This is a genomic window from Burkholderia anthinoferrum (assembly GCF_002925705.1).
In the GTDB taxonomy this organism is placed as follows: Bacteria; Pseudomonadota; Gammaproteobacteria; order Burkholderiales; family Burkholderiaceae; genus Burkholderia; species Burkholderia semiarida.
In genome coordinates, this window is record NZ_LFZP01000048.1 from 36532 (window position 1) to 53107 (window position 16576).

Here is a 16576-nt window from a genome sequence, read left to right on the forward strand (position 1 = left end):
AAGCCCCTCGATCGAAAAATCGCCTGCCGGTTCTAATTGATAATGAGAATGATTATCAAATACGGGGGCGTGAATGCGGTACGAGGTACGGGAACCTGGGAGATCGATGATGAAGGGCGCGCGTGTCGCCCGTTTCGGGCGCTGGCGTCCGTCGCTGTATCTCGGCCTGCTGATCGCCGCGCACCCGGCGGCCGCGTTCGCCGATGCGGCGCCGGCGGGCGGCGCGGAAGTTCGCAAGGAGGAGGCGGGCGCCGCGCCGCCCGCTGCGGGCGAGCTGAAGGCGATTGCGGTGAACGCGTCGCGGGGCGTGGCCGACGATCCGTCGGTGGCGACAGTCGGCAAGATGCCGCTCGCGCTGCGCGAGATTCCGCAGTCGGTCAGTGTGACCACGCGCGAGCGGATCGACCAGCAGAACCTGTTCTCGCTCGACGAGGTGATGCAGCAGTCGGCCGGCGTGACCGTTCAGCCTTACGTGCTGCTCACCACCGCGTACTTCGTTCGCGGCTTCAAGGTCGATTCGTTCGAATTCGACGGCGTGCCGGTCGTGATCGGCGACATGGCGAGCGCGCCGCAGGACATCTCGGTGTACGAGCGCGTGGAAATCCTGCGCGGCGCGAACGGGCTGCTGCACGGCTCGGGCAATCCGGCCGCGACCGTCAACCTCGTGCGCAAGCGTCCGCAATACCAGTTCTCCGCGCATGCGACCGCGAGCGTCGGCAGTTGGGACCGCTATCGCGCGGAAGCCGACATCGGCGGCCCGCTCAATGCGGCCGGCACCGTGCGCAGCCGGCTCGTCGCCGCGTACGAGGATCGCCACTTCTTCTACGACCACGCGAAGCAGGACACGCGTTCGATCTACGGCGTCACCGAAGTCGACGTGACGCGCGACACGCTGCTCACGTTCGGCGCGCAGTACCAGACGACGTCGTCGGTGCCCGACATGTCCGGCGTGCCGATGGCGCGCGACGGGTCGAGCCTCGGCCTGTCGCGCTCGACGTTCCTCGACACCGCGTGGGGCCGCTTCAACTGGGACACGACGCGCGCGTTCGCGTCGGTCGAACAGAAGCTCGGCGCCGGCTGGAAGGCGAAGGTCAGCGGCGAATACCAGAGCGTGCGCTCGGACCTGAAGTACGCGGGTTCGTTCGGGGCGATCGATCCGGCGACGGGCGCCGGCGGCCGGCTGACCGGCGCCGCGTACCGGTTCAGCAGCTACAGCCGCAGCGTCGATGCGAACGTGCAGGGCCCCGTGCATGCGTTCGGGCTCACGCACGACCTGCTGTTCGGCATCACGTATGCGAACAGCAGCAGCGGGCAGATGACGGCGCCGCTGCTCGGCAACGTGGCCGGCACGCCGGTGAACGTGTACCGCTGGAACCCGAGCAGCGTGCCCGAGCCCGGCATCGGGCCGTACCAGCAGTCGCAGCAGAACGACATTTCGCAGAAGGGCGTCTACGGGCTCGGCCGCATCAAGCTCGCGGAACCGGTGACGCTCGTGCTCGGCGGCCGGATGAGCTGGTGGAACCAGGACAGTCTCGGCGCGCACTACAACACCGGCCACCAGTTCACGCCGTACGGCGGGCTGATCTGGGATTTCGCGCGCGACTGGTCGTGGTACGCGAGCTATGCGGAGGTGTTTCAGCCGCAGACCAAGTCGATGTGGGGCGGCGGCATCCTGACGCCGGTGAAGGGGCGCACCTATGAAACCGGCGTGAAGGGCGAACTGGCGGGCGGCAAGCTCGACGTGTCGCTCGCGGCGTTCCGCATCGATCTCGACAACAACCCGCAGGTCGATCTCGCGCATCCGTGCGCGGGGCCGAGCTGCTATTACGTGAACGGCGGCAGCGTGCGCAGCCAGGGCTTCGAATTCGAGGCGAACGGCCGCATCACGCCGTGGTGGAGCGTATGGGCGAGCTACACGTACGACACGATGCGTTATGCGGACAACCTCGCGAACGCGGGCACGTTCGCGCCGCTGCTGAACCCGCGCCACCTGTTCCGGCTGTGGACCAACTACGACCTGCCTTGGCAGGAGCGGCGCTGGAGCATCGGCGGCGGCGTGCAGGTGCAGAGCAGTTATTCGGCGCAGGCGAACGGCGTCACGATGCGCCAGGGCGGCTACGCGCTCGCGAGCGTGCGGCTCGGCTACCGCTACGACAAGCACTGGAGCGCCGCGCTCAACGTCAACAACCTGTTCGACCGGAACTACTACCTGAGCCTGAGCCAGCCGGGCTGGAACAACCGTTACGGGGAACCGCGCAACGTGATGCTGACCGTGCGCGGCCAATTCTGATGGCGTCCGGCTGGGGCGCGCGGGCGGCGATCGCGATCGGCGGCGTGCTGCCGGGTGCGGCCGCGCTCGCGGTGACGCTGGCCCGTCATTACCCCGGCGACGGCCTGAACCGGCTCTATGCGGCCGTGTTGATGACGCTCGTGGCGAGCGTCGCCGCGCTGCTGTGGGTGCTCGTCGCTCCCGGCTGGCGGCAGGCCGCGTGGCGTGCGGGTGCGTGGCTCGCGGTGCTCGTGCCGTGCGCGGTGATCTGGGGAGGGCGCTGACATGGACGCGTCGTCGCGTTCGCGCTGGCGCGCGCTGCATCGCGGCGCCGGCGCGCTGTTCGGCGTGGTGCTGTTCGTCGTGCTGTTCAGCGGCACCTGGAGTCTCGCGTTCGATTCGATGCAGGGCTGGTGGCGGCCGCCATCGGTCGCCGTCGCACGGCCGACGCTGCCGCTCGATGCGCTCGTCGCGCGCGCGGCGGCGCTCGGCGTGGCGTTGCGCGACGCGCGCATCGTGCTGCCGCGGCCGGACGATCCGGCCATCCGCTTCTGCGACGCGCGCCAGACATGCACGCTCGCGCTCGATCCGGCGACCGGCGCGCCGCTGCCCGATACGGGGCGGGCGACCGTGATCGTCACGCTGCACAAGACGTTGTTCGCCGGTTTCCCCGGGCGCATCTTCGTCAGCCTGTGGGGCATCGTGCTGCTCGTGCTCATCGTCGCGGGCGTCGTCGTGCATCGCAAGCGCTGGCCCGACGCGGCGCGCATCCGGCGCGGCAACGGCTTGCGCGTCGCGCTGTTCGACCTGCACGCGTGGATCGGCCTGTGGGGAATGCCGTGGCTCGTGCTGTTCGCGTTCACCGGCGCGTTGTCGGGGCTCGGCGCGCTCGGCACGGTGTCGCTCGCGGGCATCGCGTATCCGGGGCAGCCGCAGCGTGCGTTCGCCGAATTGCTCGGCGGGCCGCCGCCCGTCGAGGCCGGCGGCCCGTGGCGGCATGCGCCCGATCTCGATGCGCTGTTGCGGCGCGACGCGGCACGCCGGCCGGATTTTCGGCCCGAAGCCGTCGTGCTGCATCGCTGGGGCGATGCGAATGCGCGCGTCGAGATCGCCGGCACGAGCGCGGGCCTGCCGAGCACGGCCGTGTTCGAGCGCCACCTGTACCGCGCGACGGACGGGCAATGGCTCGCCGATGCGACGTCGCGCGGCCGCGGCTTCTGGCTGCGCGCGTTCATCGCGGTACAGCCGCTGCATTTCGCGCAATACGGCTGGGTCGGTGCGGCGGGTGGAGTGCTGCGCGTGCTGCATTTCCTGATGGGGCTCGCCGCGTGTGCGCTGTGCGCGACGGGGCTGCATCTGTGGATCGAGCGGCGGCGTGCGCCGCGCGATCGCTCGGCGCACGTGCTGGCTGCCGCCGCGGTCGGTGTGTGCGGCGGGCTCGTGCTCGCCGGCGGCGCGCTGCTGTTCGCCGGTCGTGCGTTGCCCGACGGCGTGCACGTCGATCATGCGCTCGCGCTGCTGTTCTGGGCCGTGTGGGGCGGCGCGATTGCGCTCGCCGCCTGTGTCGCCGATCGCGCGGCATGGCTGCGTGTGCTGATGCGTGCGGCCGGCGCCGCCTACGCGCTCGCCGGCGCGACCCATTGCGCGCTCGCGCTGCTGGGCGTGGGCAGACTCGTGTACTGGCCGATCGACCTGGCGCTCGTCGCATTCGGCGCGTTGCTGCTGCGGGCGGCGCGCCGTCCGCGGCGCGACGCGATGCAGCCGGCGCGCATGCCGGCCGGCGCCGAACCTTTTTAACCTCATGCAACTGGAGACTCCGATGCGCGATCTGCTCGAACATCGCCGCCTGGTCATCACGATCACGCTGCTGTACCTGTCACAGGGCATCCCGATCGGCATCGCGATGGACGCGATGCCGACGCTGCTGCGCCACGACGGCGCGCCGCTTCACGCACTCGCGTTTCTGCCGCTCGTCGGCCTGCCGTGGGTCGTGAAATTCCTGTGGGCGCCCGTCGTCGACAACCGCTGGTCGCCCCGCATCGGCCGCCGGCGCAGCTGGATGCTACCGATGCAGACGATCGTCGTGCTGTGTCTCGTCAGCCTCGCGCAGATCGGGATGACGGTCGCGACGGCGGGCTGGGCGGTCGGGCTGCTGGCCGTCGCGTCGTTCGCGAGCGCGACGCAGGACATCGCGAACGACGGCATGGCCGCCGAGCATTTCAGCGGCGACACGCTCGCGAGGATCAACGCGATCCAGATCGCGGGCGTGATGATCGGCTTCTTCGGCGGCGGCGCGGGCACGTTGACGCTGATCGGCCTGTTCGGCCAGTCAACCGCGTTTCTCGCGCTGGCGGCCGTCCCGCTCGCGAGCCTCGTCTGCGTGCTGTGGCTCTTGCCGCGCGACGCGGATCGTGCCCGCGCCCGGCCCGAACACGCGGCGAGCCTCGTGCGCTTCGCGAAGCGGCCGCGCTCGTGGTCGCTGCTGTCGCTCGCGCTGCTGTCGGCGATGACGGCCGTATCGGGCTTCGGCCTGTCGAAGCTGTTCCTCAACGACGCGGGCTGGTCGCTCGACGCGATCGGCAAACTCGGGATGGCCGGCGGTGTCGTGACGGTCGTGCTCGGTTGCGGCGGCGGCGCGTGGCTCGTCAGGGCGCTCGGCCTGTGGCGCGCGTTTACGGCCGGCGTGAGCTGCGCGGGCGCGGCGGCGCTGCTGTGGTTCGCGCAGGCGAGCGGGTGGCTGCCGGTGTCGCCGTCGTGGGCATGGCTCTGCACGGTGCTCGGCTCGCTGGCGACGGGCATCACGTCCGTGTCGATCATGACGGCCGGCATGCGCTTCGCGGGCGGCAGCGATCAGGCCGGCACCGACGTGACGGCCGTGCAGAGCACGCGCGATCTCGGCGAGCTGATCGCGTCGTCGACGATCCTGTCGCTGACCGCGAAGGTCGGTTATACGGGCGGGTTTCTCACCGGCGTCGCGCTGGCGGTGCTGGCGGCGCTGATCGCGATGAAGCTGCGGCGGCGCGAGGCCGCGTATGCGATGAAGGGGGACGATGCGCTGGTGTCGTGACGGCTGCGCGGCCGGCGCACGGTGCGGGGTGCGGGGTGCGCACCGTGCCGTAGTGCGCCACATCGCGTGTGGCTCAAGCGCGGCTCAAGCGCCGCGCCGCCAGCAATGCGATGACGAGCAGCACCGCGACATACGCGGCGACACCCGCCCACGCGCCGTGTTGCCAGAACGCGCCGCCGACCGAGCCGAGCACGCTCGACCCGACATAGTAGGCGAGCAGATACAGCGAAGCCGCATGCCCCTTCGCGGCGCCCGCGAGCGCGCCGACCCAGCCGCTCGCCACCGAATGGGCGACGAAGAAGCCGATCGTCACGAGCACGATGCCGACGACGATCGCGACGAGCGAATGCGACAGCGTCAGCGCGAGGCCCGCCGCGAACACGACGATGCCGCTCGCCAGCACCGGCGCGCGCCCGAGGCGATCGGCGAGCGCGCCGGCGCTCGATGACGACACCATGCCGAACAGGTACGCGCCGAAGATCAGCCCGCACGCGGTCGGGCTCAGGTTGAACGGCGCGGCCATGAGCCGGAATCCGGCGTAGTTGTAGATCGTCACGAACGCGCCCATCACGAGGAAGCCGATCGAGAACACGAACGGCAGGCGTGCGTGGCGCAATTGCGCGTGCCACAGCCGCAGGTGGTGACGCAGCGTCAGGTCGGTGCGCTTCACGAAGCGTCGCGACGCCGGCAGCAGCATCACGAATGCGAGCGCCGCGAGCAGATCGACGACGCCGATCGACAGCATCGCCGTGCGCCACGAGAAGTGCTCCTCGAGCGCGCTCATCCCGATCCGTCCGATCATGCCGCCGAACGCGGTGCCGCCGACATAGAGCCCCATCGACAGGCCGAGCCCGTCGGCGGCGATTTCTTCCGCGAGATAGGCCATCGCCACCGCCGGCACGCCGCCGAGCGCGAAGCCTTCGAGCGCACGGCAGAGCAGCAGCAGGTGCCAGCTTGGCGACCACGCGGCGAGCAGGTTGAACAGCGCGGCCAGCGTCATCGACGCGAACATCAGCCCGCGCCGCCCGACCCGTTCGGACAGCGCGCCCGCGCACAGGATCGACACCGCGAGCATTCCGGTAGACAGCGACAGCGACAGCGAACTCGACGCCGCGCCGACGTTGAATTCGCGGGCGAACGCGGGAAGCAGCGGCTGCACGCAGTACAGCAGCGAGAAGGTGGCAAAGCCGGCGAGGAACAGCGCGAACGCGATGCGCTTGTACGCGGCCGAGCGCGGGGACACGCCGGCCGGCAGCGCATCGGGCGTGGTGTTCTGCGTGCCGGGCATGGAGCGGGAAATCGAAGCGGAGGACATGAGGGCACTCGATGTGCGACGGAATACACGAATTCTTGCGCACGGTCATATATATGTCCAATATATGAAATGAACCGCAGCAATATGTTTTAACACTGGCTGACCGGCCAGCCCGACTCATCGCGAGGTCACGTCACGCATGGAACTCCGGCATCTGCGCTACTTTCTGGCCGTCGCGGCCGCGTCGAATTTCACGAAGGCCGCCGAAGCGCTCGGCATCGGCCAGCCGCCGTTGAGCCAGCAGATCAAGGCGCTCGAGAACGAGCTCGGCGTGGAACTGTTCAAACGCACCGCGCGCGGCGCCGAGCTGACGCTGGCGGGCGAAGTTTTCGCGGAAGAGGCGCGGCGCGTGCTCGACGATGCCGAACGCGCGGCACGGGCGGCCCGGCGCGCCGCGCGCGGGGAAACCGGCCATCTGCGCGTCGGCTTCACCGGGACGGCCGCGTTCAATCCGAAAGTGTCGGATCTGATTCGCCGCTTTCGCGAGGCGTTTCCGGATGCGGAACTGACGTTGCAGGAAGCGACGTCGGGCGTGCTGCTGGAGGCGCTGGAGGCCGGGCGCCTCGACGTCGCGATCGTGCGGCCGGAGCGCCGTGTCGCCGCGACGCTGCGGGTATCCGATTGGGACGAGGAGCCGATGTTCGTCGCGCTGCCCGTCGCGCACCGGCTGGCGCAGCGGCGGCGCATCGAACTGGCGGAACTCGCCGACGAGTCGTTCGTGCAGGTGCCGCGCGCGGCCGGCGCCGCGCTGTTCGACGATATCGTCGCGGCGTGCAAGGCTGCCGGGTTCGAGCCGCGCATGGGGCAACCGGCGCCGCAGATCGCGTCCGCGGTGACGCTGGTGGCGGCTGGCCTCGGCGTGTCGGTCGTGCCGAAGGCGATTACGCAGGTGCAGGTGCCCGGGGTCGTATACCGGCCGTTCGCGGGCAACCGGTTTCGCGCGAGGCTCGCCATTGCGTCGCGCTGCGACGAGCCCTCCGCGGTGGTGCGGAATTTTCTGCTGCTCGCGTAGCGGGCAACAAAAAACCCGCGAAGCCAAGTGCTGTCGCGGGTTTCGGAAATGCGGGAATGCGAGGAAAACGCATCTGGTGCCGACGGCGAGACTCGAACTCGCACAGCTTTCGCCACTACCCCCTCAAGATAGCGTGTCTACCAATTTCACCACGTCGGCACTGCAAGGGGCGCAATTCTAACGTCACATCGCGCGTTTGTGAAGGGGGTATGACGAGGTCGTGTACGGGCGCCCGATCGATCCCGGTAGAATTCGTCCGATCGACCCGACGGGTCCCCGCAACCGCCACCCGTTTTTCTCCCCGTGACCCACACCCTCGAACAACTGCAGGCCGGACAACTGTCGGGCGCGCGGCAACTGAAGCTCGCGTGCGGACTGACCGAATTTCCGCGCGAGATCTTCGATCTGGCCGATACGCTCGAAGTGCTCGACCTGACCGGCAATGCGCTGTCCGCGCTGCCGGACGACCTGCCGCGGCTGCATCGGCTGCGCATCCTGTTCGCGTCGGGCAACCGCTTTACCGCGTTCCCCGACGTGCTCGGCGCGTGCGACCAGCTCGACATGATCGGCTTCAAGGCGAACCGGATCCGCACCGTGCCGCGCGGCGCGCTGCCGCGTGCGCTGCGCTGGCTGATCCTGACCGACAACGCGATCGACGAACTGCCGGCCGATATCGGCGACTGTGCGCGCTTGCAGAAGCTCATGCTGGCCGGCAACCAGTTGCGTGCGCTACCCGTGGAAATGGCCGCCTGCCGCGCGCTGGAGCTGGTGCGCCTGTCGGCGAACCGGCTCGATGCGTTGCCCGACTGGCTGCCGCGCCTGCCGCGTCTCGCATGGCTTGCGGTGGCCGGCAATCCGTTCGGCGCGGCGCCGGAGGCCGCGGCGTCCGCCGGGCCGGACGTCGCGGAGATCGACTGGGCCGCGCTGTCGTGCGAACAGAAACTGGGCGAGGGCGCGTCGGGTGTCATTTACCGCGCGCAATGGCGTGCGGACGGCCATCCGCCGCGGACGGTCGCGGTGAAGCTGTTCAAGGGTGCGGTGACGAGCGACGGCCTGCCCGATTGCGAAATGGCCGCGTGCCTGCATGCCGGCCGCCACCCGAACCTGATTCCGGTGATCGGCAAGGTGCGCGGGCATCCGGACGGCACGCACGGCCTCGTGATGGAGCGGGTCGATCCTGCGCTGACGAACCTCGCCGGGCCGCCGAGCTTCGCGTCGTGCACGCGCGACGTCTATGCCGCCGATGCGACATTCGATCCGGCGCAAGCGTTGCGGATCGCGCACGGCATCGCGTCGGCGGCCGGCCATCTGCACGCGCGCGGCATCATGCATGGCGACTTGTATGCGCACAACATCCTGCACGACGGCGCGGGCGGCGCGCTGCTCGGGGATTTCGGGGCGGCTTCGCTGTACGACGTGAACGAGCGCACGCGCGGCGCAAGGTTCGAGCGGCTCGAAGTGCGCGCGTTCGGCTATCTGCTCGGCGAATTGCTCGAACGCTGCGAATCGCGCACCGGCGCGCTCGACGCGCTGGCGGCGGCGTGCGTGAACGAGGACGTCGATGCGCGGCCGTCGTTCGACGAGATCACGGCCGCGCTGGCCGCTCGGATGCGCTGACGGAGGGCGCCGGCTTACGCGTGCCGCGCCGCGCGTCAGCGCGCGTCGCGCATGCAGTACGCGGGAATCGGCGGTGGCGTATCGATGGCGGCAGGCCGCGTCATCCACGCGATCCACGCGGCCCATGACCCACAGGCGATCAGTACCGCGACATTCAGCGGCGTCCGGTAGCGGACGATCAGGTCGGCCAGCGGCAAGCGGTTTTTCATCAGCATCTCCTTCCGTCGTGAGCCGGCGGCGTTACTGGCCGGCGTAGGTCGGCGCCTTCGCGTCGCAGGTCACGGACACGGTCGAGCCGTCCGCGAAATGCAGCCGGACCGGCACCTTCGCGCCAGGCGCGACGGCCTGGCGCGGCTCCTCCAGCATCACGTGATAGCTCTTCGGCTTGAACGTCAGCGTGCCGTGCGCGGGTACGACCACCGAGTCGACGTGAACCATCTTCGCGGTGCTGCCGCTCGTCCGCGTTTCATGCACCATCGCCATCCCGTATGCGGGCGTGTCGATACCGGTCAGCGTCGCGGGCGCGTCGCCGTCGTTCTTCAGCGTGAAGTAGCCGGAGGACGGTACGGTCGCCGGCATCGTGCGGATCCAGCAGGCGTCGGCCTGGATGGCCGGCGCGGCGAACGTGGCGGACGCGTGCAGCGCCAGCGCCGCGAGCAGGCCGGTCGGAATCGAGTGTTTCATCGTGTGTTCTCCTTGTCGGGTGCGATGCCGAGGGCATCGATGCGAATGCGCCCGGCATCGAGCGCCGACGCGCATCGCGTGGGTGACATGCGTTACTTCAGCGTGAATGCGTAGCGGCCGTGCGTGCGATGGCCGTCGCTGGCCACCGCGATCCACGCGACGGTGTAGGTGCCGGGCTTCAGGCTCGTCAGCGCGACGCGCATCCGCTTCCGGTTGCCGCCATCGACGGCCGACTTCCCGTCGACGACCGACTGCCCGTGGCTGTCGGTCACGGCGATCGAGCTGAACGCCGGCTCGAGCGTCTCGCCAAAATCGATCGTGACCGCGTGCGGCGCGCTCGACAGCGTGGCGTCGGGGGCCGGGTCCTGCGTTTTCGGAAGCGCATGCGCATGGGCGGCGTGGATGATGACGAAGCCGAGCGCGGCGAGTGCGCCGCGAGCGAAAGTGGCGGTTTTCATGGGTGGATGAGCGAGTGACGAATCGGATGGAACAGACGGATTCGACGGACGGCTGCGCGCGCGGCATCGCGGCCGGTGGCGGTCGGTACGGACGTGCGCGGCCGGACATTCGCATGCGCGCGAATGCAGGCGCGGCCATCCGGGCCACAGACGGCCAACCATGCGCCCGGCACGACGCCGCGCGCAGCAGGGTGACACATGATGATCGTCCTTCGAAACGTGACATGTCGCGCACGCAGGCGGCGTGCGCGGGCTGCGCGATGCGCTGCGGCATCACGCGCAATGACGACGGATCAGGACGGGAACGGCGGAGCGCGCGGTTGCGCGGCCGTGAGCGGCAGCGCGCGGCGCAGGCTTTCGAAGCGGGTTGCCGCGCGATGCTCGATCGCGTGCACGTGGGCCGCGAACGTCAACTCGGGCGCGGGCAGCGCGGGCGTATGGGCAAGCAGGCTGCAGTAGCCGCATGCTTGGAGATGGGCCTGCAGATTTTTCGTCGACGCGTCGGCGGAGCGGTCACCAGCGGCCGGCGCGGCCGAACAGTAGCCGGCCAGCAGTGCGTCGACGCGCCCTTGCGTGGTCAGCGCCTGCGAGATCGTCGGCGCGAGCGCCGTCATCAGGATGGCGAGCATCCCGATCAGACTGCCGATCTTCCGGAGACGACGACTCAGCATGCGATGCGCGGCGGCGGGTGGACGACGATGGAGCCGATTATGCCACGCACGTCGATTCGCGAGTCGGTCGGCGCGTGCGGCATCGCGGCGCGCTACGCGTGCTTCGCCAGATACTTCGCGATCAGCGTCATCTGCGCGGCCCAGCCCTGGTCGTTCATGTCGCGCGCCGTCGCGCGACGCGCTTCGATCAACTGGTCGAAGCCTGTTTCGGTGACCGTGAGCAGCGTACCGCCGGCTTGCGCCGCGAGCGTGAACGTGACGAGCGTCATCGGCTCGGACGCGTAATCGACATTCGGATCGATCGCGAACGGATGCCAGCGAAACGAGAACAGTCGTTTTGGCTCGATACGATCGACGACGATTTCGAACACGGTGCCAGCGTAGGGCTCCTGCGCCTTGGCGACGTCGTCGTCGACGCGGGTCGGCGTGATGCGGCCGAACAGCGGCTGGCCGGCCTCGAACGGGCCGTCGAACGCGACACCGAACCACTGGCCGAATTCGTCGGAATCGCTGACGGCCGCCCAGACGCGGTCGGGCGGTGCGGCGAGCAGCGTCTGTTTTTCGATGCGATCGGTTGGCTGGGCCATCACGTTCTCCATGCAGGATCGAGCGTTGCAGGACGACGTGCGCGGGCGCACGCCGCGTCTAGTCGAGCATGACCGCGTCGGGCACGTCGAGCACGAGATCCGACGTCGCGACGGCCACGCACGGCAGCGTATAGCCGTCGGCCTTTTCCTCGCGGGAGAGCCCCGGCCATTCGATCGTATAGCGTACGCTGCCGCTGACGATCCGGCAAAGGCAGCTTCGGCACGTGCCGTTGCGGCACGAGCGCGGCAGCGACACGCGCGCGAACGCGGCGGCTTCGAGCACGGTCAGCGAATCGGGCGCGTCGAAGGTTGCGCCGAGCGGGTCGACGCGCACGAGGGGCGGGTGATCTGGATCGGTCATGAATGAAGCGGGCGGTTCGGCGGCATCGCGCCAAGCATACCCGAACCCGCCGGCGGCCGACGGCCGCCCGCCGCGGGTGTCAGTGCCGCCGCAGATACCGGTACACGGTATTGCGCGCGAGGCCGAGCTCGCGCGCGGCCGCCGATACGTTGCCGCCATGGCGTGCGAGCACCGCGTCGATCATCGCGGCCTGATGGCTCTGCAGCGTCGTGCCTTCGCGCCTGCCCGCCGGCGGGACCGATGCGGCTGCCGCCGGCGCAGCCGGCGCATCGTCGCAGTCGAGCCAGAAATCGTCGGGCAAATGCGCGAGCGTGATTTCCGCTTCGTCTTCGGCGAGCATGCCGGCCGTGCGCAGCACGTTGGTCATCTGCCGCAGGTTGCCGGGCCAGCGGTGGCGCGCGAACGCGTCGAGCACGTCGGCCGCGAGGCGGCGCGGCATCGGCTCGCTGCGCGCGAGCCGCGCGAGAATCCGTTCGACGAGCGCGGGCAGGTCCGTGCGCGTCGCGAGCGCCGGCAGCGTGACCGCGAGCCCGTTGATCCGGTAGAACAGATCCTCGCGGAACGTGCCCTCCGCGATCATCGCGCGCAGGTCGCGATGGGTCGCGCACACCACGCGCACGTCGACCGGCACCGCGCGTGCGCCGCCGAGCGGCATCACCGCGCGCTCCTGCAGCACGCGCATCAGCCGCACCTGCTGCGCGAGCGGCATGTCGCCGATCTCGTCGAGAAACAGCGTGCCGCCGTCGGCCTGTGCGATCTTGCCGGGGCTGCCGCGCTTGCGTGCGCCGGTGAACGCGCCATCTTCATAGCCGAACAGCTCGGCCTCGATCAGCGAATCGGGCAGCGCCGCGCAGTTGACCGCGACGAACGGGCCGTCCGCGCGCGGCGACGCCTGATGCAGCGCGCGGGCGAGCCATTCCTTGCCGGTGCCGGTCTGGCCGAGGATCAGCAGCGGGAGGTCGCGCCCGCGGATCTTCGCGACGCGTTCGAGCACGGCGGCCATGCGCGCGTCGCCGGTGTCGAGCGTCGCGAACGTGATCGCATCGGGGTCCGGTGCGCGCATGCGTGCGGCCGGCGCGGTCGGCGTGACGGCGACGGTCGTTTTCTGCGCTTCCGGGAATTCGCAGCGCGCGAGCACGCGCACGCCGGTCGACAGCGTGAGGCGGAACGTGGCGCCCGGCGCGCGGGCGGCCTGCCGCGCGAGCTCGCCGAAGCGCATGCTGAACAGTGCGTCGCTCGCCTGGTGCTGCAGGGTGTCGAACGACGCGCCGAGCTGAAACTGGGCGCTGCGGTTCGCGGCGATCAGCCTGCCGTCGGCGCCGAATGCGACGAGCCCTGCGAACAGCGAATCGACGCAATCCTCGTGTGCGTGAAAGCGCAGCCGCAGCGCTTCGCCGCACTGGTTCGCGAACAGGTGGTTCTCGATCAGTTGCGCCGACATCCGCACGAGCGCGAGCGTATGCGGGCTGGAGCCACGCGGGTCGCCGCTCACGTCGAGCGTGCCGAGCGTGCGGCCGAACGGGTCGACGATCGGCGCACAGGCGCAGGTGAGGATATGGTTCGCGCGCAGGAAATGTTCGGAACCGTGCACGACGACGGCCTGGCCGGACGCGAGCGCGGTGCCGATCGCGTTGGTGCCGCGCGCGCCTTCGGCCCACGACACGCCGTTGCACAGCGCGACGCGGTTCGCTTTCTCGATGAAGTCCGCGTCGCCGATGCTGTGCAGGATCACGCCGTCGGCGTCGGTCAGCAGCACGAGGCTTTGCGTATCGGCGATCTGCGCGTGGAGGTCCTCCATCACCGGTCGCGCGTGCGAGAACAGCGTGTGATTCGTGTCGAGCAGTTCGCGCAGCGCGACGCGCGACAGCGGCGAGAAATCGGGGCGTTCGTGCGCGCGCAGGCCGACCGCGGTCGAACGCGCATGCGCCTGCGCGAGCAGGTCGGTACGCCCCGCGGTGGCGGGCAGCACGAAGGGTTGCGGCATGGTTTGTCTCCTGTTCCCGGGGCCGCCGGGGCAACCGGATCGGCATCGGCGGCGGAGTGCGGCTCCGCTCGCGGCGCACCATTCGGCGCGCCAGCCGTCCGTCCGGGTACGCATCATCATACAAGCGCCACGTGCGATGCGCGACTGCCAACAAAATCCCCTTGCTTTTAAGCGCCCGCCTGCAATGATGGAAATGGAGCACGCGCGCGCCGTGTTCCGCGGTGCAACATGCATGCGACGCGACATGCATCCGTTCGGGAGACGCATCATGGTTCGGGCGGAACTGAGAGTCGTGCTGGCGGCCATCGCCACTTTCATCATGCTGGGCGGCATTGCCGTGGCGATCCACGGGTTGCTGTTCGATCTGACCGATGCGGTGAGATACGGGGCGGCCGCGATTGCGGTGGGCGTCACGACCGCCGCGATCGCGCTCAACGTCTGGCCGACCGATCCGCACTGACGTCCGTTGGCGAAACAGTGCCGGATGCCGCGCAGATCAGACGAAATGCGCGTCGGAACGACGCACACCGAAATTGTTGTCTCTGGCGCGAAACCGTCTAAAGTGGAATTCAACCGGCATGCATCGACCGCGCCACACTCCGCGGCCGGGGCCTCCGCCGGCGAGCCCGCGTGCATTTCGTCCGGCCGGTAGCGGACGACGGACGCGGTCATTCGTTTTCTACCGGTCGAGGCGGCGCCCATGCAGATCCATTTCACGAACGAGAAGCCGGAGTATTCGGGGCGTGACCTGATGCTGGGGTTCACGGCACTGGTCAATGGCGAGCGCGTCCAGTGCCAGATCACCGCCGAGGCGCTGGAAGACCACTTCGGCGCGGCATCGCCGCGCTTCGAGGACATGGTCGGCGCATTCGATCAGCACCGTGAGCGCATCGAGGCGGCCGCACGGCGCCTGCTGTCGGAAACGCGTGCGCAATGCGTGACGCTGCGCAGCGGCTACGTGCGTTTCTACGAGGCCAACTGGCGCTGACGACACGACGCCCGTCCGGCGGCGCATGCGCTCGAGCGCGGCGCACGCGAGGACATTGTCTTCACGCAATGCCGTTCGGCGGGGCCGCGCGGCATTTTCGTATGCGGGCCGTGCGGGATTGCCCGAGCGTCGGCGCGCTCGTGCACGTCGATTCATGAGGATCGCAGAGCAATCGTGCGAAAACGAAAACGCCACCCGAAGGTGGCGTTTTCATCGTGCGTCGCGCCGGTGTGCGTTCCGCGCTTACTCGCTGCCGAGATAGAAGAAGCGGAACAGGAACACGGCCGCGATGATCCACACGATCGGCTTGACCGTGCGCGCCTGGCCCGTCAGCAGCTTGAGGCCGCCGTACGCGATGAAGCCGAACGCGACGCCGTTCGCGATCGAGTACGTGAACGGCATCAGCAGCGCGGTCAGCGCGGCCGGCACGGCTTCCGTCGCATCGTCCCACGGCACCTCGACCATCTCGCGCAGCATCAGGCACGACACGTAGAGCAGTGCCGGTGCGGTTGCGTAGCCCGGCACGACGCCGGCGAGCGGCGCGATGAACAGGCACGCGAGGAACAGCACCGCGACGGTGATGGCCGTCACGCCGGTGCGGCCGCCGGCCTGCACGCCCGATGCGCTTTCGATGTACGCGGTGGTCGACGACGTGCCGAGCACCGAGCCCGCGACGATCGCCGTGCTGTCGGCGAGCAGCGCCTTGTTCAGGCGGTTCATCTTGCCTTCGACGAGCAGGCCCGCGCGATTCGCGACGCCCATCAGCGTGCCCGTCGCGTCGAACAGCTCGACGAGGAAGAACACGAGGATCACGTTGATGATGCCGGTCGACAGCGCGGCGCCGATGTCGAGCTTGAACAGCGTCGCGTCGATCGACGGCGGCGCCGAGAACACGCCGTGGAACTGGTTGCCGGCGAAGAAGAACGACAGGATCGTCACGCCGATGATGCCGATCAGGATCGCGCCGCGCACGCGCAGATGGTCGAGCGTGACGATCGCGAAGAAGCCGACGATCGCGAGGATCGTCTCGTGCTTGTGCAGATCGCCGAGCGTGACGAGCGTGGCCGGGTTGCCGACGATCACGCCCGACGTCTTCAGCGAGATGATGCCGAGGAACAGGCCGATGCCGGCGGTAATGGAAATCCGCAGCGATTTCGGAATGCCGTTGACGATCGCCTCGCGCACGCGGAACAGCGTGACGAGCAGAAACAGGCAGCCGGAGATGAACACCGCGCCGAGCGCGGCTTGCCACGTGAAGCCCATTCCCTTGACGACCGTGTACGCGAAATATGCGTTCAGGCCCATGCCGGGCGCGCAGGCGATCGGGTAGTTCGCGTACAGCCCCATGATGATCGACGCCAGCGCCGCGACGAGGCAGGTCGCGACGAACACGGATTCCTTCGGCATGCCGGCGTCGCCGAGGATCGCGGGGTTGACGAAGATGATGTAGGCCATCGTCAGGAACGTGGTGACGCCCGCGAGTATTTCGGTGCGGAAATCGGTGCCGGCTTCAGCGAAGCCGAAATACCGCTTGATGGATTCCATGAAGGCGTTTCTCCGGTC

The 16576-nt window shown here is 69.2% G+C and carries 17 protein-coding genes and 1 tRNA gene; 8 read left to right on the plus strand and 10 right to left on the minus strand.

From position 1 onward, the window contains the following. Positions 1–106: 106 nt before the first annotated feature. From C5F75_RS18750 to C5F75_RS18765, 4 genes are read left to right on the plus strand one after another with little or no spacing between them, the layout of a single operon-like run. Complete coding sequence (locus C5F75_RS18750; protein WP_218828261.1) at positions 107–2290, plus strand: TonB-dependent siderophore receptor; 2184 nt, start codon at positions 107–109, stop codon at positions 2288–2290. Then, on the plus strand, positions 2290–2553 hold the full coding sequence (locus C5F75_RS18755) for a hypothetical protein (RefSeq protein ID WP_059640820.1): 264 nt from the start codon (positions 2290–2292) through the stop codon (positions 2551–2553). The genes C5F75_RS18750 and C5F75_RS18755 overlap by 1 nt, the downstream gene beginning before the upstream one ends. A gap of 1 nt (position 2554) precedes the next feature. Then, the gene (locus C5F75_RS18760) at positions 2555–4066 is read left to right on the plus strand and encodes a PepSY-associated TM helix domain-containing protein (RefSeq protein ID WP_104012576.1); all 1512 of its coding nucleotides are present in this window, start codon (positions 2555–2557) and stop codon (positions 4064–4066) included. A 22-nt stretch (positions 4067–4088) separates the two neighbouring features. Further along, complete coding sequence (locus tag C5F75_RS18765; RefSeq protein ID WP_099317748.1) at positions 4089–5336, plus strand: RhtX/FptX family siderophore transporter; 1248 nt, start codon at positions 4089–4091, stop codon at positions 5334–5336. A gap of 73 nt (positions 5337–5409) precedes the next feature. Here C5F75_RS18765 and C5F75_RS18770 read toward each other — a convergent pair whose 3' ends face one another. Then, the gene (locus tag C5F75_RS18770; protein ID WP_104012577.1) at positions 5410–6651 is read right to left on the minus strand and encodes an MFS transporter; all 1242 of its coding nucleotides are present in this window, start codon (positions 6649–6651) and stop codon (positions 5410–5412) included. 139 nt (positions 6652–6790) lie between these two features. Here C5F75_RS18770 and C5F75_RS18775 point away from each other — a divergent pair, with 139 nt between their 5' ends. Next, positions 6791–7663, plus strand: a complete 873-nt coding sequence (locus C5F75_RS18775; protein ID WP_104012578.1) for a LysR family transcriptional regulator — start codon at positions 6791–6793, stop codon at positions 7661–7663. 74 nt (positions 7664–7737) lie between these two features. Here the strand turns inward: C5F75_RS18775 and C5F75_RS18780 are convergent. Beyond that, positions 7738–7822 (minus strand) — tRNA-Leu (locus C5F75_RS18780). 144 nt (positions 7823–7966) lie between these two features. Between C5F75_RS18780 and C5F75_RS18785 the strand changes: the two genes are divergently transcribed. Beyond that, entirely contained in the window at positions 7967–9280 is a 1314-nt protein-coding gene (locus C5F75_RS18785; protein ID WP_104012579.1) for a leucine-rich repeat-containing protein kinase family protein, read from the plus strand. 35 nt (positions 9281–9315) lie between these two features. Here C5F75_RS18785 and C5F75_RS36815 read toward each other — a convergent pair whose 3' ends face one another. From C5F75_RS36815 to C5F75_RS18825, 7 genes are all read right to left on the minus strand, one after another. Further along, positions 9316–9489, minus strand: coding sequence for a hypothetical protein (locus tag C5F75_RS36815; RefSeq protein WP_167351648.1), 174 nt, complete (start codon positions 9487–9489; stop codon positions 9316–9318). Positions 9490–9520: 31 nt separating this feature from the next. Then, the gene (locus C5F75_RS18795; protein WP_059584498.1) at positions 9521–9964 is read right to left on the minus strand and encodes a copper chaperone PCu(A)C; all 444 of its coding nucleotides are present in this window, start codon (positions 9962–9964) and stop codon (positions 9521–9523) included. A 92-nt stretch (positions 9965–10056) separates the two neighbouring features. Then, on the minus strand, positions 10057–10422 hold the full coding sequence (locus C5F75_RS18800) for a copper resistance CopC family protein (protein WP_104012580.1): 366 nt from the start codon (positions 10420–10422) through the stop codon (positions 10057–10059). 293 nt (positions 10423–10715) lie between these two features. Beyond that, on the minus strand, positions 10716–11093 hold the full coding sequence (locus C5F75_RS18810; RefSeq protein WP_099317742.1) for a DUF2946 domain-containing protein: 378 nt from the start codon (positions 11091–11093) through the stop codon (positions 10716–10718). A gap of 92 nt (positions 11094–11185) precedes the next feature. Continuing rightward, positions 11186–11680 carry an SRPBCC family protein gene (locus C5F75_RS18815; RefSeq protein ID WP_059585090.1) on the minus strand — a complete coding sequence of 165 codons (495 nt, stop codon included), beginning with the start codon at positions 11678–11680 and terminating at the stop codon, positions 11186–11188. A 58-nt stretch (positions 11681–11738) separates the two neighbouring features. Next, on the minus strand, positions 11739–12041 hold the full coding sequence (locus C5F75_RS18820; RefSeq protein ID WP_059584503.1) for a 2Fe-2S iron-sulfur cluster-binding protein: 303 nt from the start codon (positions 12039–12041) through the stop codon (positions 11739–11741). A gap of 79 nt (positions 12042–12120) precedes the next feature. Next, on the minus strand, positions 12121–14025 hold the full coding sequence (locus tag C5F75_RS18825) for a sigma-54-dependent Fis family transcriptional regulator (protein WP_104012581.1): 1905 nt from the start codon (positions 14023–14025) through the stop codon (positions 12121–12123). A gap of 184 nt (positions 14026–14209) precedes the next feature. On the opposite strand from C5F75_RS18825, the gene C5F75_RS18830 reads away from it, so the two are divergent. Next, positions 14210–14485 carry a DUF2964 family protein gene (locus tag C5F75_RS18830; protein ID WP_226291178.1) on the plus strand — a complete coding sequence of 92 codons (276 nt, stop codon included), beginning with the start codon at positions 14210–14212 and terminating at the stop codon, positions 14483–14485. Between the two features lie 240 nt (positions 14486–14725). Beyond that, a complete protein-coding gene (locus tag C5F75_RS18835; RefSeq protein WP_006486743.1) occupies positions 14726–15013 on the plus strand; it encodes a DUF1488 family protein in 288 nt (95 codons plus the stop codon). A gap of 243 nt (positions 15014–15256) precedes the next feature. Here C5F75_RS18835 and C5F75_RS18840 read toward each other — a convergent pair whose 3' ends face one another. Then, the gene (locus tag C5F75_RS18840; protein WP_059584507.1) at positions 15257–16558 is read right to left on the minus strand and encodes an NCS2 family permease; all 1302 of its coding nucleotides are present in this window, start codon (positions 16556–16558) and stop codon (positions 15257–15259) included. Positions 16559–16576 lie beyond the last annotated feature (18 nt).